12 protein-coding genes are annotated in these 13,248 nt (G+C 68.6%); 8 read left to right on the top strand and 4 right to left on the bottom strand.

Features of this window, described 5'->3' with window-relative positions; all coding sequences use genetic code 11:
- Positions 1–57: 57 nt before the first annotated feature.
- A complete protein-coding gene (locus ACLML9_RS06880; RefSeq protein ID WP_411944696.1) occupies positions 58–447 on the bottom strand; it encodes a hypothetical protein in 390 nt (129 codons plus the stop codon).
- On the opposite strand from ACLML9_RS06880, the gene ACLML9_RS06875 reads away from it, so the two are divergent.
- A complete protein-coding gene (locus ACLML9_RS06875; RefSeq protein WP_411944695.1) occupies positions 430–765 on the top strand; it encodes a hypothetical protein in 336 nt (111 codons plus the stop codon). The genes ACLML9_RS06880 and ACLML9_RS06875 overlap by 18 nt on opposite strands.
- A gap of 98 nt (positions 766–863) precedes the next feature.
- Here ACLML9_RS06875 and ACLML9_RS06870 read toward each other — a convergent pair whose 3' ends face one another.
- Both ACLML9_RS06870 and ACLML9_RS06865 read right to left on the bottom strand, forming a co-directional pair.
- A complete protein-coding gene (locus tag ACLML9_RS06870) occupies positions 864–3,119 on the bottom strand; it encodes a thiamine pyrophosphate-dependent enzyme (RefSeq protein ID WP_411944694.1) in 2,256 nt (751 codons plus the stop codon).
- Positions 3,120–3,491: 372 nt separating this feature from the next.
- Positions 3,492–4,634 carry an SPFH domain-containing protein gene (locus ACLML9_RS06865; protein WP_411944693.1) on the bottom strand — a complete coding sequence of 381 codons (1,143 nt, stop codon included), beginning with the start codon at positions 4,632–4,634 and terminating at the stop codon, positions 3,492–3,494.
- Between the two features lie 205 nt (positions 4,635–4,839).
- Here ACLML9_RS06865 and ACLML9_RS06860 point away from each other — a divergent pair, with 205 nt between their 5' ends.
- A complete protein-coding gene (locus tag ACLML9_RS06860; RefSeq protein ID WP_411944692.1) occupies positions 4,840–6,360 on the top strand; it encodes an amino acid permease in 1,521 nt (506 codons plus the stop codon).
- Between the two features lie 228 nt (positions 6,361–6,588).
- Positions 6,589–9,144 carry a tetratricopeptide repeat protein gene (locus ACLML9_RS06855; protein WP_411944691.1) on the top strand — a complete coding sequence of 852 codons (2,556 nt, stop codon included), beginning with the start codon at positions 6,589–6,591 and terminating at the stop codon, positions 9,142–9,144.
- Positions 9,145–9,148: 4 nt separating this feature from the next.
- Here ACLML9_RS06855 and ACLML9_RS06850 read toward each other — a convergent pair whose 3' ends face one another.
- A complete protein-coding gene (locus ACLML9_RS06850; protein WP_411944690.1) occupies positions 9,149–9,532 on the bottom strand; it encodes a DUF1707 domain-containing protein in 384 nt (127 codons plus the stop codon).
- Positions 9,533–9,679: 147 nt separating this feature from the next.
- Here ACLML9_RS06850 and ACLML9_RS06845 point away from each other — a divergent pair, with 147 nt between their 5' ends.
- The 5 genes from ACLML9_RS06845 (at position 9,680) to ACLML9_RS06825 (ending at position 13,011) form a co-directional block, all read left to right on the top strand.
- Positions 9,680–9,976 carry a WhiB family transcriptional regulator gene (locus ACLML9_RS06845; RefSeq protein ID WP_411944689.1) on the top strand — a complete coding sequence of 99 codons (297 nt, stop codon included), beginning with the start codon at positions 9,680–9,682 and terminating at the stop codon, positions 9,974–9,976.
- 86 nt (positions 9,977–10,062) lie between these two features.
- Positions 10,063–10,818, top strand: coding sequence for a MerR family transcriptional regulator (locus tag ACLML9_RS06840; protein ID WP_411944688.1), 756 nt, complete (start codon positions 10,063–10,065; stop codon positions 10,816–10,818).
- Between the two features lie 210 nt (positions 10,819–11,028).
- The gene (locus ACLML9_RS06835; protein ID WP_411944687.1) at positions 11,029–11,601 is read left to right on the top strand and encodes a dihydrofolate reductase family protein; all 573 of its coding nucleotides are present in this window, start codon (positions 11,029–11,031) and stop codon (positions 11,599–11,601) included.
- Between the two features lie 79 nt (positions 11,602–11,680).
- Positions 11,681–12,394, top strand: coding sequence for an AAA family ATPase (locus ACLML9_RS06830; protein WP_411944686.1), 714 nt, complete (start codon positions 11,681–11,683; stop codon positions 12,392–12,394).
- Positions 12,301–13,011, top strand: a complete 711-nt coding sequence (locus ACLML9_RS06825; RefSeq protein ID WP_411944723.1) for a hypothetical protein — start codon at positions 12,301–12,303, stop codon at positions 13,009–13,011. The genes ACLML9_RS06830 and ACLML9_RS06825 overlap by 94 nt, the downstream gene beginning before the upstream one ends.
- Positions 13,012–13,248 lie beyond the last annotated feature (237 nt).

Here is a 13,248-nt window from a genome sequence, read left to right as displayed (position 1 = left end):
CGCGCTACCGCTCTGCGCAACAGGATGGATATCTCGATGCTCGCGGGCCGTATCCGGCTAGGGGATGGTGACCGTGACGAATTCGCCCAGCTCGTACCCGCCGGCGGGACCGGTATCGGCGCAGCCGCCGCGGGCGTTGATCGTGGTCCCCGATTCGAGACCCGTCAGCGAGGTCTCGACGGTCCGGCCCGGTCCGGCCAGCGATTCCGGTTTCGCCTCCCCGAAGAAGACGTGATTGTTCTCCGGACCGACTCCCGCCTCCGCCCAGCACTGACCCCGGTCGTTCGGGTTGTGCAGGGTCGCGGTCACCGTTCCCGGTGCGGTACTCGCGAAGGTGACCTGGGGTGCGGTGAATGGTGCGTCCGCGACCGCGGGTGCGGTGGTGAGGGGTGCGAACGTCGCGGCGGCCAGGGCCAGCAGGGCAGCTCCATGAACTCGTCTGATCATCACACGATCAGATGGTGCCCGAAAAAGCGTTCGGGCACAGCGGAATCCGCCCAGAACGCGGGCTATCACCTGGCCGGAGACGTGCCGGTGATGTCGATCGGCGGTTTCGGCGGCGGCGATCCGTCTCCCACGCTCGAACAGTTCCAGCAGTACGTGGCCGACGGCGCGATCCACTACTTCATCGCGGGTGGCCGCGGCGGCGGACCGGGGTCGGCGTCGCAATCGGAGGCCTCGAAGATCGGCCGGTGGGTGCAGGACAACTACACCGCCACCGAGGTCGACGGGGCCACGGTGTACGACCTCACGGCGATCGACTGACCGCGGCCGGCCCGCCTTCGCGTGGCCCGCCGGGTGTGAACCCGGGGGCGCACAAAAGATTCGCGGTATCGGCCGGTGGGCTGGGGCGCGGCGGTGGATCACGCCCGGCCCGGGAAGAGCGAATGGTCGGCGGCGGCCTCGATATCGGCCTCGCTCAGCAGGACGGTCGCGGCGGCGGGCCCCAGCGGTATGAAACTGTCCGCGCTGGTGACCCGGGCCAGTGTGCCGGTGAAACCGGCGTCCACCAGTGCCGCGCACACGGATTCGGAGACGCCGCCGCTACGCCGGGTCTCGTCGGCGACCAGGACCCGCCCCGTGGCCGCGGCGTGCTGGATCAGATCGGCGTACGGGAGCGGGGCGAGCCAGCGCAGATCGAGGACGCGCGCACCGATACCGCGCTGCGCGAGGCGGCGGGCCACACGCAGGCTCATCGGCACCGTATTGGCGAAGGCGACGATCGTCAGATCCGTTCCCTCGCCGTAGACGCGGGCCCGGCCGATCGGCGCGGAGACGGTTTCCGCACCGGCCGCCGCCCACTGCCCGTCATCGGGTTCGTACAGGTCGCGAGTGTGGTAGAGGGCGATGGGCTCCAGAAAAACGCAGACGCGGCCGTCCGCGCGGGCGGCGGCGACGCAGGTGCGCAGCGCGGCCGCGGCATCATCCGGCCGGGCCGGCGACGCCACGATTACGCCGGGTATATCGCGCAGCGCGGCAACGGAATTGTCGTTGTGGAAGTGTCCGCCGAATCCGCGCTGGTAGGCGTAGCCGGCGATACGCACCACCATCGGGTTGCGGTAGCGGCCGGCCGAGAAGAAGGACAGGGTCGCCGCCTCGCCGCGCAACTGGTCCAGCGCGTTGTGCACGTAGGCCAGGTACTGGATTTCCGGGATAGGTACGAACCCCGCGAGTCCGGCGCCCAGGGCCGTGCCGAGGATGCTCTGCTCGTCGAGGAGGGTATCGAACACCCGCCGGGGACCGAACCGTTTGCGCAGCCCTCTGGTCACGCCGTAGACGCCGCCCTTGCGGGCGATATCCTCGCCGAAGACCAGGACATCGGGGTCGCGGGCGAGCAATTCGGCGAGGGTGTGGTTGATCGCCTGCGCCAGGGTCCGCGGGGGCGTGTCCGGCGCGCTCCCCGCTGTGTCTTCGACCTCCGATGTGACGCGGGGCTCGCCCGCTGCCGGGTGGGGCGCGGGGGAGAGCCCGGCGGTCACCGGCGCGCGGAGGCTCCGGCGCGGTGCCTCGTCGCTCGGAGGGTCCGGGGCCAGCGGTGCGAGTACCTCATCCGCGGTGGCGAGTTTCGGTTCGCCACATACTTCGTCCGCGGTCACGGCCACCTGCTCGGCGAGGCGGTCGTAGTGGTCGAGCAGTTCGCGTGGGGTACGGATACCGGCCGTGATCAGGAGCCGCGCGGTAGCGGTGACCGGATCGCGCGCCAGGCCGGCCTCGATCGCGGCGGTGTCGCGGTAGGCGCTCTCCACATCGGATCCGGCGTGCCCGAACAGTCGCACCGTGCGCAGATGCAGAAACGCCGGACGGCGGTGGGCGCGTACCCAATCCACCGCCGCCAGAGCGCCGGCCACCGCGTCGCGGAGATCGCAGCCGTCGGCCGCGAACCAGCGCAGGCCCGGCCGGCGCCCGTAGGCGTGCTCGATCCAATCGGGCGGGGTGGGCACACTGATCCCGATTCCGTTGTCCTCGCAGACGAACAGCACCGGGACGGGAACGCCGAGATGTGCGGTGTGGACGGCGGCGTTGATTGCGCCCGCCGCGGTCGAATGATTGGCCGAGGCATCCCCGAAACCGCAGAGCACCACCGCGTCCGACGGCCACGGACAGACCACCCCGAGCCGGTCGGCGCGCTCGAGGGCGAACGCGAGCCCGACCGCGCGCGGCAGCTGCGAGGCGATGGTGGAGGTCTGCGGGACGATATTGGCCGCCGCGCTGCCGAACACCTTGTGCCGGCCCCCGGAAATGGGGTCCGTCGCGGCGGCCACCACGCCCAGCAGGATATCGCGCACCGGGTCCGTCACGCCGGCTCGGCGGGCGCGATGGACGAAGAAGGCGCCCGAACGGTAGTGCGGCAGGACCGGATCGGTGATACGGCTCGCCGCCGACAGCGCGACATTGCCCTCGTGTCCGGACGAACCGATGCTGTAGAAGCCGCGCCCGCTCGCACCCAGCCGCCGTGCGGCGAGATCGGCCTGCCGGCTCAGCACCTGGGCCTGGAACAACTCCACGAAGTCCGGTCCGGTGAACCCCGGGGGCAGGGCCTGATCGGAGGGCGTCGGCACAGGGGCGCGCAGCGCCGCGATCTCCGCGCGGAACCGCTGGTCGGGGTCCTGGATACTCACCGGGTCCTCACCGCACCAGCCTAGGGGCGGAATCGGTGGCCGGGCGGTTTACCGGACCACACCGTGTCGCACCGGATCGGGTGTGCCGTTGCCGCGGCTGCGGATCGTCTGCGTCTCCGGGTCGCCCGGGAACAGAAGACCGCGCGGCCGCTGTGCGCCCGGATCACCAGCCGGGGTAGATCCCAGCTGCTTTCGACGGTGCCGGTCCCGCCGTTGCCGCTGTGCCGCCGGAACCCGATCGGCCGAAGGCTCGTCGTCCTGTCAGCGCCCCTGCTCGCGCTCTACGTTGCCGGCGCCGGACCCGCCCGCCGACTCGGGTTCGGCGCCCGGCGACCGGCCGTGCCGCGCCCGGCGGCGGGCCGGGTACCGGATTCAGTCCGGGCGGCGGGTTCCACAGGAGGCGCAGAACCTGGCCGTGGGCAGCATCTCGGTGTCGCATTCGACGCATCGGGCCGGTTCGGCCGGGGCGAAGCGATTCCCGCATTCGACACAGAACTTGGCGCCCGGCGGGTTGACCGTGGCGCAGGCGGTGCAGATCGGGTCCGCCGCCGCGGGACCGAGTTCGGCGGGTTTCGCGGTGGGCGGCAGCGCCGTCGCGCTCGGCTCATCCCGGCGCGGCTGATGCTGTTGCCAGGGCGAACTCGGCGGCGGCGGGAAATTTCCGGCCACCGTGGGTCCCGGCTGCTGCTGCAGGGCGTTGATACCCAGCGCGGCGCCGATGAACCCGCCGTCGTGGCCGTGCCCGGAGGCCAGCCCCTGGCCCGCGCCCAGCGCCATCTCCCCGGCGGCGTACTGCCGGAAATCCCCGGCGAGCCGGATGTAGGTGACATCCTTGGCGAGCCGTTTGAGCCGGTCGGCGTCTTCGGGGGCCAGGGTGATGTCGAAATTGCCGAGCCGCGGTATTCGTAGCCCGTACTCGTACAGCGCGGCATTGGTCTGCTGGACGACCGCCTGCTCGATCACGGGCAGGAGTCCGGACAGGCCGAGGACCGGCCACTCCCCCTGGGAAACACCCTGTGTCACCGCGACCTTCATCGCCTTCAGCAGCAGGTCGGCGCTCCAGGATTCGATCCCGGCCGGATCGTGCAGATCGGTGCTACCGGCCAGTGAAGTGATCAGCTGCCGGGCGTCTCGGACGGACAGCGCGAACTCGCCGAAAACCCGCAGGGTGACGATCTGCTCGCTGATCGGGTCGGCGATATCGGCGAGACGGCCGCCGAATTTGATACCGGCGAACTCCCGGGTGGAGACGAAGTAGAGCTCGGCGCGGTAGAGGTTGCCGCCGGTCAGTGTATCCACCAGTGCGCCGAGAACCGGGAGTTCGTCCGCGTCGATCCGGTGCCGGCCCGGTCCCAGCGTGCCCAGGACCTGACCGGACTTCACGAACAGCGCGGTCTGGTCGGCATTGACGATGGCGCGGGAGTATCGCCGGATGTTCACATCCGGCCACTTGTAGACGAGTTGTTTCTTGCCGGTCTCGGGGACGGCGATGAACTCGCGTTCGAACCAGGCCATCTGGGTGCTCCCTACGCAATTGACGTATCCAGCGTATCGACGTTCAGCGGCTCGATCAATGGCTCTTACACGGCGGCCGACCTCGGGTTTTCACCAAAGTGCCTGGTTTCCACTGAGTTACACCTGACGGCCCCCTATTGATCGTGCCGCTAACTAGCGGTACATTGCTCGCAGACATGATCTGCGCCACTCGAAAGGCAACATGATGACAACAGTTCAAGAGCCTCCGGGTCAGGCGGCGCCGGCGGACGGTCTGCATGCCGAAGATGCGGGCTATCACAAGTCGCTGCGGCCCCGGCAGCTCCAGATGATCGCCATCGGTGGCGCCATCGGAACGGGCCTGTTCCTCGGCGCCGGCAGCCGGCTGCACGAGGCCGGACCCGGCCTGTTCCTGGTATACGCCGTCTGCGGCATCTTCGTATTCTTCATTCTGCGAGCCCTGGGCGAGCTGGTCCTGCACCGCCCGTCCTCCGGGTCGTTCGTCTCCTACGCCCGTGAGTTCTACGGTGAGAAGCTGGCCTTCGCGGTCGGCTGGATGTACTTCTTCCACTGGTGCATGACCGGCATCGTGGATATCACCGCGATCGCCACCTACGTCCACTTCTGGGGCGCGTTCGAGGTGATACCGCAGTGGACCATCGCGCTGATCGCCCTGGCCATCGTGGTCGCGATCAATCTGATCTCGGTGAAGTGGTTCGGTGAGCTGGAGTTCTGGGCCGCGCTGATCAAGGTCGTCGCGCTCGTGGCCTTCCTGATCATCGGCACCATCTTCCTGGCCGGTCGCTTCGATATCGACGGCCAGCCGACAGGTCTCAGCGTCCTCTCCGACAACGGCGGCCTGTTCCCGAGCGGTTTCCTGCCGCTGATCGTCGTCACCACCGGTGTCGTCTTCGCCTACGCCGCGGTGGAACTCATCGGTACCGCCGCCGGTGAGGCGGAGAATCCCGAGAAGATCATGCCGCGCGCCATCAACTCGGTGATCGCCCGGATCGCGCTGTTCTACGTCGGTTCGCTGGTGCTGCTCGGCCTGCTGCTGCCCTACACCGTCTTCAAGTCCGGTGAGAGCCCGTTCGTCACCTTCTTCTCCAAGATCGGTATCGACGGTGCCGGTTCGGTCATGAACCTGGTGGTACTGACTGCGGCGTTCTCAAGCCTGAACGCCGGCCTGTACTCGACCGGCCGCATCCTGCGCTCGATGTCGATGAACGGTAGCGCCCCGACCGTCGCGAGCCGCATGTCCAGGAACGGCGTCCCGTACGTGGGCATCCTCGCCACCGGTGTGATCGCGCTGGCGGGCGTCGGACTGAATGCCTTGGTCCCCGATCAGGCCTTCGAGATCGTGCTGAACGTCTCGGCGCTGGGCACCATCTTCTCGTGGACCGCGATCGTGCTGTGCCAGCTCCAGCTGTGGAAGTGGGCTCGCGACGGCAAGGTGACCCGGCCGAAATTCCGTCTGCCCGGCACTCCGTACACCAGCTACGCCACCCTGCTGTTCCTGGCCGGTGTGGTGCTGCTGATGCTGTTCAGCGACGAGATCGAACAGCGGGCCGCGGTGATCGCCATGCTGGTGATCGGGGTTCCGGCCCTGGTCGGCGGCTGGTTCCTGGCGCGGAAGCGGGTGGGCGAGCTCACCGCCGCACGTGCCGTGGTGCCCTCCGCCCCGGCGCCGGCCGAAGAACCGGGTAGCGCCGTCCGGATCCTCGACGAACCCGAGGATCAGCGGTAAGGCCGAACTGCGTGGAATACCCCGGATAGCAGGTCCGGGGTATTCCGCATTCCCAGGAAAGGGAACGATCGACCTGTCGCCCCCGCGGGCCGGGATAACAATAGACTCTCTCTGTTCTTCCGCGGGTTTGAGAGGTCGTGCATGCCAGAGCAGCCCAGCTCGTCGCAGCCCAGCTCCGAGCGTCCGCTCCCGCCGCCCTGGTCCAAACGGCGGATCCGTGGTGTGGAAATGCCCCGTCGTGGCGCGCACACCTGGTCGACGCTGCGCACCAACAGCAGCGAAAGTGTCCAGCGGGCCGCCGAGTCCGACCTGACGCGAGCCGCCGAGGAACTACTCGCCGAATCCGGCAGTGCCGAGCCGCGCAGTGCCACCGACGCCGCCTCGGTCCCCAGCGGTTCCGGTGTCTTCGTGCCGGTGACAGTGGGTTCGGTACCCCCGGTCGTCGCCGCGCCCGTGGGCTCGGACAGTCCGCCCGAGACGCCGGCGCTGTCGGACTTCGACCGGGCCATCGCCGCGTTGACCGGCGACGATATCGCCCGGCTCAACAGCCTCGCCGGTCCGGACGACGACGATCTCGATGAGTTGCTGCTCGCCGACGACGACGATTCCGATGATCCCGACCCGTTCGCCGGCTTCGAGGACGAAATGCCCTCCGGGCGAAATGCCCGTTCCCGCCCGAGCGTCCGCCGTCTCGGCGCCGGACTCGTGGCGCTGCCACGGGTGGATCCGGTCGATCCCGCCACCGCGGTGCTCGCGGATCCGGTGGTGCCCGAGCACAAGCGGTTCTGCTGGAAATGCCAGGCGCCCAACGGGCGGTCCGGCCCGGACGGGCCCGGCGCGGTGGCCGGGGAGTGCGCACGGTGCGGGTCGGCCTACAACTTCCTGCCCGCCCTCTCCGCCGGCGAGGTCGTGGCGGAACAGTACCTGGTCAAAGGCTGTCTGGCGCACGGCGGTCTGGGCTGGATCTATCTGGCCGTCGATACCAACGTCAGTGACCGGTGGGTGGTCCTGAAAGGGTTGCAGAACCCCCAGGACTTCGAGGCGCACGTGGTGGCGCTGGCCGAACGCCAGTTCCTCTCCGAGATAACGCATCCCGGCGTGGTCAAGATCTACAACTTCGTCAAGCACCGCTCGCAGCGTGAGGTGGCCGACGGCTACATCGTGATGGAGTACGTCGGCGGGCGCTCATTGAAGAAGATGCTGGATATGGCGGGGCCGGAACGTCTGCCGGTGGCCGAGACCATCGCGTACATGATGGAGGTCCTGCCGGCTCTCGACTATCTGCACTCGTTCGGGCTGGCCTACAACGACCTCAAACCGGACAACATCATGGTCACCGACGACGAGGTCAAACTCATCGATCTCGGCGCCGTGGCGGCCATGGAGTCCTACGGCAGTATCTACGGCACCCCCGGCTATCAGGCGCCGGAGATCATCGAAACCGGTCCCACGGTGGCCACCGATGTGTACGCGGCCGGCCGCACCCTGGCCGCACTGATCCTGGACCTGCGCAAGGATTCCCACGGCAACTACCGCACCGAGATGCCGACACCGGAGGAGTACCCGCTGCTGCGGCGTTATCCGTGCCTGTATCGGCTGCTGGTGCGCGCGACGCATATGGATCCGAGCCGGCGCTTCCCCTCCACCTATGCCATGTACTGCCAGCTGGCCGGGGTGTTGCGGATGGTGCTGGCCGCCGATTCCGGGCGTGAACACCCGCAGGCATCGGTGGAGTTCGGCTCGCTGCGCGGGGATTTCGGTATCGACACCTTGATCGGCCAGACCGACGGGATGGTCGACGGTGGACACCGCAGCCTCGGTCTCGACGCCGCGGCGGTGGTGGCCACCCTGCCCATCCCGCTGATCGACGCCGACGACCCCAGTGTCCAGCTGCTGAGCCCGCTGTTGCACAGTGACGCCCGCCAGACCCTGGACTCCTTGCGCCAGACCTCCGAACGTATCGCGGCCGGTACCATCGACGCGCCGGAGACCTTCGAGGTCGAGGGGGCATTCGCCGCCGTCCGCGCCCATCTCGACCTCGGTGAGATGGCTCCGGCGCTCGCACTGCTCGAGGAGTTGCGGCCCCGCGCGATGACCGACTGGCGGGTCGAATGGTTCAGCGGTGTCATCGATCTGCTGGACGGGCAGTACGAACTCGCCTACCTGCATTTCGACCAGGTGCACACCATGCTGCCCGGTGAGCTGGCGCCGCCGCTTGCCCTGGCCGCCACGGCCGAACTCGCCCTGCAGACGCTGAGCGATCCCGGTGAGTCCGACCGGTGGCATGACGCGGCGTCGGAGTTCTACCGGCTGGTCTGGCAGACCAATCACGCGGTGGTCAGCGCCGCGTTCGGTTTGGCTCGCCGCTTGGCCGCCGACGGTGAGCTGTTGCAGGCCGTGCAGGTCCTCGACGAGGTACCCGTGACCTCTCGTCATTACGGCACCGCCCGGATGACGGGCAGCCTGCTGCTGGTATCGCGACCGCATCGGGAGATCACCGAGATCGATCTGCGTGAAGCGGCATCGCGGCTGGAACTCGTCGATGAGCCGCGGGCATTGCAGATGCAGGTCGTCGTGGTCGGTGCGGCACTGGAGTGGTTGAAATCCCGGATGCGGCCCGCATCCGCCGACACCAGGCTGCTCGGCTATCCGCTCACTGTCGCGGGGCTTCGCGGCGGGTTGGAGTCACGGCTGCGCGCCCTGGCCCGGACCGCCCCCGGCCGCCTGCACCGGTACCGGCTCGTCGATCTGGCCAACAGCGTGCGACCGCATACCCGCTGGTGAGGGTTCAGGACTGCCCGGCGATTCGGCCCCGCCGGATCACTGCCGGCAGTAGCGGCGCCGAGACCAGGACGATCACCAGCAGCAGCAGCCACAGCCAGCCTCCGTACACCAGCGCGAGAACAAGCGCGAAGACGGCCGAGCCACCGGCCAGTACCGCGAAACCGAGCGCGGGATCGGCGGTCTCGTTCGAGCCGGGTGTCGCCGGCGGCGCGGGGAGGTCGGTGAACAGGGCCGCGAGTTCCGGGGTGGTACGCGCGGCGGTCACGGCGGCGGTGCGTTCTTCGTATTCGGTGAGCGTGAGCTGGCCCGAACCGAGGTGCTCGGCGAGCTCCCGCAGCGCGCGATCGCGTTGCTCGACGGTGATGCGCGCGCCCGGTAGCTCACTCATACTCGCAGCATAGGACGGTTTCCACGGTCCGGCTCGACCCGGTGGTCGCCACTGCCGGGAAGGCTGTGGGCGGTCGCTCGGCGCCGATTCCCACATCTGGGGAGTAATTACGCTGACTTCACAGAATTGCGGGCAGAGGAGTTGTGTATGTCCACCGTGATCCAGTCTCGGCGCCCGGCGGCCGAGGCATGGGACTGGCAATTGAACGGGTCCTGCCGCGGCCTGGAATCCACCGTGTTCTTCCATCCCGAAGGGGAGCGGGGCCGGGCGCGGGCCGCGCGGGTGCAGCGCGCCAAACAGATCTGTGATAGCTGTCCGGTACTCGATCGGTGCCGCAGTTACGCGCTGGCGGTCGGCGAGCCGTACGGAGTGTGGGGCGGTATGTCGGAAGACGAGCGCCGCACACATACCCAACGGGCCGTTACTTCAAGCTCGACGAACTAGCGAACCCGCCCCAACCCGGGTTGAATCGGACGTTTCGGTCGTGTCCGGCGCAGGTTGTCATCGCGCCTTTGTGGTTTCCTTGTTATATGGCTGCTGGTGTGGAGTACACGATCGATGAACTGGCGCGGGCTGCCGGCACGACCGTGCGCAGCCTGCGGGTTTACCACGAACGGGGGGTTCTGCCTCCACCGCAGGTCAAGGGGCGAACGGGTTACTATAGTCCAGATCACCTCAATCGGGTGCGCACGATCAGCAGGTTGCTCGATCGCGGCATCAAACTGAACGGCATCAAGGAACTGCTCAAGGCATGGGACCGCGGGGACGATCTGGGGGACATCCTGGGCGTCGGGCCGCTGCTCGGCGGTATGGAGTCCGGCGAGCCGTCCGCGGACGAGTCGGCCGCTCCCGCCGATGCCATTCCCGCCACCGAACTGCAGGAACGCTACGGCTCGGTGCCGAACGGGCTGGCCAGGATCGTCGCCGTCGGGCTCTACGAGCCGGTCGACGCCGCCACCTATCGGCCCGCCGATAGGCAGCTCATCCGGATCGCGGAGCAACTGGCGGCCGCCGGTGTTCCCGATGCCGAGGTCCTCGGCGAGCTCGAACGAATCCGGGCCGATTGCGACCGGATGGCCCGCCGATTCGTCGACCTGTTCCATCGCACGACCTGGCAGAAGTATCGGGATTCCGGGCAGGAAGCCGCCGACCTGGCGGAATTGACCGGACAGTTGCAGCTCGCCCGCACCCTGCCCGGTAAGGCGGCGGCGGAACTGGTGAACAAGTTCGTCGCGCACTACATCGACAGCGACAGCGAACTCGCCGATCTTCCCGCGGAGAGCTGAACCGAGCACTGCGGCTTCCCCGGACTGGGAAAGGGGTAGGGGAGCATCGCGCTGAACGACGGTACATTCAACGGTGGCTCTTCCGTCGGCCGGGACGATTTCCCGGCGAACGACTACTTAGGTAACTTTCCGCTCTTCTACGGATGCGCGCGGCCCTGGGCGGGTGCAGAATCTGCTTCTTGGCACCTGACGCGGTAGATGAGGCATGGAATGGGAAGCGTGACACTGTGGATGCAGATATCACTCGACGGGTTCGCGGAGGGACCCGACGAGGCGGTCCACTGGCCGGTCGTGGACGAGGAACTCTGTACCGAATACCTGGATGAACTCCGTAGCGCCGACCTGCTGCTCTACGGCCGCAGAACCTACGAGATCCTGGCGGCCTTCTGGCCCACCGCCGATCTGGCGCCGGTCTCGCCGTTCTACGTCGACTTCGCGCGATTCTGGCGCGCCGCGCCGAAACTCGTCGTCTCCCGCACCCTGCGCGACCCCTCGTGGAACACCCAGGTCACCGGCCCGGATCCGATCGAGGAGGTGCGGCAACGGCGGGCCGCGGGCCAGCGCATGGTGCTCTTCGGCGGGGCGGAAACCGCACGGTCCTTCATGGCGCACGATCTGATCGACGAGTTCCGGCTCTTCGTGCACCCCCTGCTCCTGGGCGACGGTGTTCCCCTGTTCCGGTCGCCGGTGGATACCAGCGGGCTGCGACTGGTAGATGTGCTGACCTTCGACAGCGCGGTGGTCCAGATGCACTACCGCCAGCAGGCCTGCCTGATGTGCTGAGCGTCCCGCGGGCGGGTGTTGGGTGAAATGCACGGGTTCGTCCGACGGTCCGACGTGACGTGCACTAATTTACGTTTCCATGTCGGTGATCTACCCGGACGGTGCGGCACCGGCCGCACCTGCCACCGAGTTCTTCGGTCGGATGCGGGAACTCGCGTGCCTCGACGACCTGCTGCGTTCCGGCTCGGGACGACTGATCACCCTGGTGGGACCCGGCGGTATCGGCAAAACCGGACTGGCCGCCGAAGCGATGCGCCGGGTTCACCGCGCCGAACCGGACCGGCCGGTGTACTGGGCGCGCCTGGCCGAACTCGAACGTGACTGCGGCGAATGCGCCGCGACCGTGCTGCGCTCGGTGTGCGGACCGATATCAGCGACCCCGACGCCCCTGGATGTCGCGGTGGGTCCGCCCGCGGGCGTGATCGCCGAGCACGCGATTCTGGTGCTGGACAACTGTGAACACGTGCTCGCGGCGGCCGCGCGCGGTCATCGAGCTGCTCGCCGCCACGCCCGGTCTCACCCTGCTGGCCACCAGCCGCGAGCCCATCGGCTGGGCCGACGAGTACATCCTCGCCGTGCCGCCGCTGTCGGCCTTCGAATCGCTGCAGCTGTTCCGGCAGCGTGCCGAACTCACCGGATGCCCCGTGCCCGACGATCCGGCCCAGCTCGCGCTGGTGCGCCGGATCTGCCGAGGAGCAGGTGCTGTTGCGGCGCCTGTCGGTCTTCGCGGCCGGATACGAAACCGACGGGGTCGTGCCGCAGCGCAACGGAGTCGAACTGCCCGCTGTCATAGCGGTCTGCGCGGACGGGATACTGCCCGCCGAGCGGGTGGCGCCGCTGCTGGAACGGCTGGCCGAACGCTCCCTGGTCTCGACTTTCCGCACCGAGACGACTGTGCGGTGGTATCTGGTGGAGAGCGTGCGCCTGTTCGCCGGCGACCGATTGCGCCGCGGCCCGGCCGAGGCGGCCCGGCCGGCCGCCCCGCCCTCGGTGCGGGTGACGTCGCGGGGGGATCCCGCCGCGCTGGGTGCCGCGGCGGCCATCCGCATCCGTGCCACCGAACTGGCCTGGCTGGTCGGGGTTTTCCGGGCCTGCCACCGCTCGATGGGGGTTTGTATCGAGCGGGTGCCGATGGTGGTGCTCGGCGTGCACCGGGCGACCGAGGTCGCCACGGCGGTCATCGGACCGGCGGATTTCGCCGTCGCCGAGCAACGGGGCGGGCAGTTCCGCCCCGGTAGCGACGCGGTACGGGAGTACTTGCGTCGCCGTTGGCCGGTGCGTCCGTTGGCGGTGGACACACCGGTCGATCATGGGGGATCGGCCGATTCGCGCTGGGGGAGCTTATCGCCGGCCGAACGTGAGGTCGCGGTACTGGCGGCCGCGGGCTGGCCGAACAGTGCCATCGCCTAGCGGCGGGGTAGTTCGGTGTGAACAGTGGACGCGCAGGTCGCCAGCGTCCGGCAGAAGCTCGTGATCGGCTCCCGGCGCCGGATACCGGATCATATTCCGGCCCACCTCGCCGGTGCGGTGGATGCCGAACGGGTGACCGCCGCCGGTCGTTCCCGGAGCCGGCGGCGTACGCCGCGCCTGCCCGGCCGGTGGTGATCGCGCGGCGCCGGGATCACCGGCAGGCGTAGTAGTACGGCT

Origin of the sequence: Nocardia sp. NPDC002869 (assembly GCF_046764065.1) — a bacterium.
GTDB lineage: Bacteria > Actinomycetota > Actinomycetes > Mycobacteriales > Mycobacteriaceae > Nocardia > Nocardia rhamnosiphila.
Note: the sequence above shows the minus strand (reverse complement) of the source record. Positions and strands in the feature narration are given on the sequence as shown.

Bases quoted from the DNA above. Each gene is read 5' to 3' on its own strand.
- ACLML9_RS06875 (WP_411944695.1), top strand. From the start codon at position 430: ATGAACTCGTCTGATCATCACACGATCAGATGGTGCCCGAAAAAGCGT.
- ACLML9_RS06880 (WP_411944696.1), bottom strand. From the start codon at position 447: ATGATCAGACGAGTTCATGGAGCTGCCCTGCTGGCCCTGGCCGCCGCG.
- ACLML9_RS06865 (WP_411944693.1), bottom strand. From the start codon at position 4,634: ATGGCCTGGTTCGAACGCGAGTTCATCGCCGTCCCCGAGACCGGCAAG.
- ACLML9_RS06860 (WP_411944692.1), top strand. From the start codon at position 4,840: ATGACAACAGTTCAAGAGCCTCCGGGTCAGGCGGCGCCGGCGGACGGT.
- ACLML9_RS06855 (WP_411944691.1), top strand. From the start codon at position 6,589: ATGCCCCGTCGTGGCGCGCACACCTGGTCGACGCTGCGCACCAACAGC.
- ACLML9_RS06850 (WP_411944690.1), bottom strand. From the start codon at position 9,532: ATGAGTGAGCTACCGGGCGCGCGCATCACCGTCGAGCAACGCGATCGC.
- ACLML9_RS06845 (WP_411944689.1), top strand. From the start codon at position 9,680: ATGTCCACCGTGATCCAGTCTCGGCGCCCGGCGGCCGAGGCATGGGAC.
- ACLML9_RS06840 (WP_411944688.1), top strand. From the start codon at position 10,063: ATGGCTGCTGGTGTGGAGTACACGATCGATGAACTGGCGCGGGCTGCC.
- ACLML9_RS06835 (WP_411944687.1), top strand. From the start codon at position 11,029: ATGGGAAGCGTGACACTGTGGATGCAGATATCACTCGACGGGTTCGCG.
- ACLML9_RS06830 (WP_411944686.1), top strand. From the start codon at position 11,681: ATGTCGGTGATCTACCCGGACGGTGCGGCACCGGCCGCACCTGCCACC.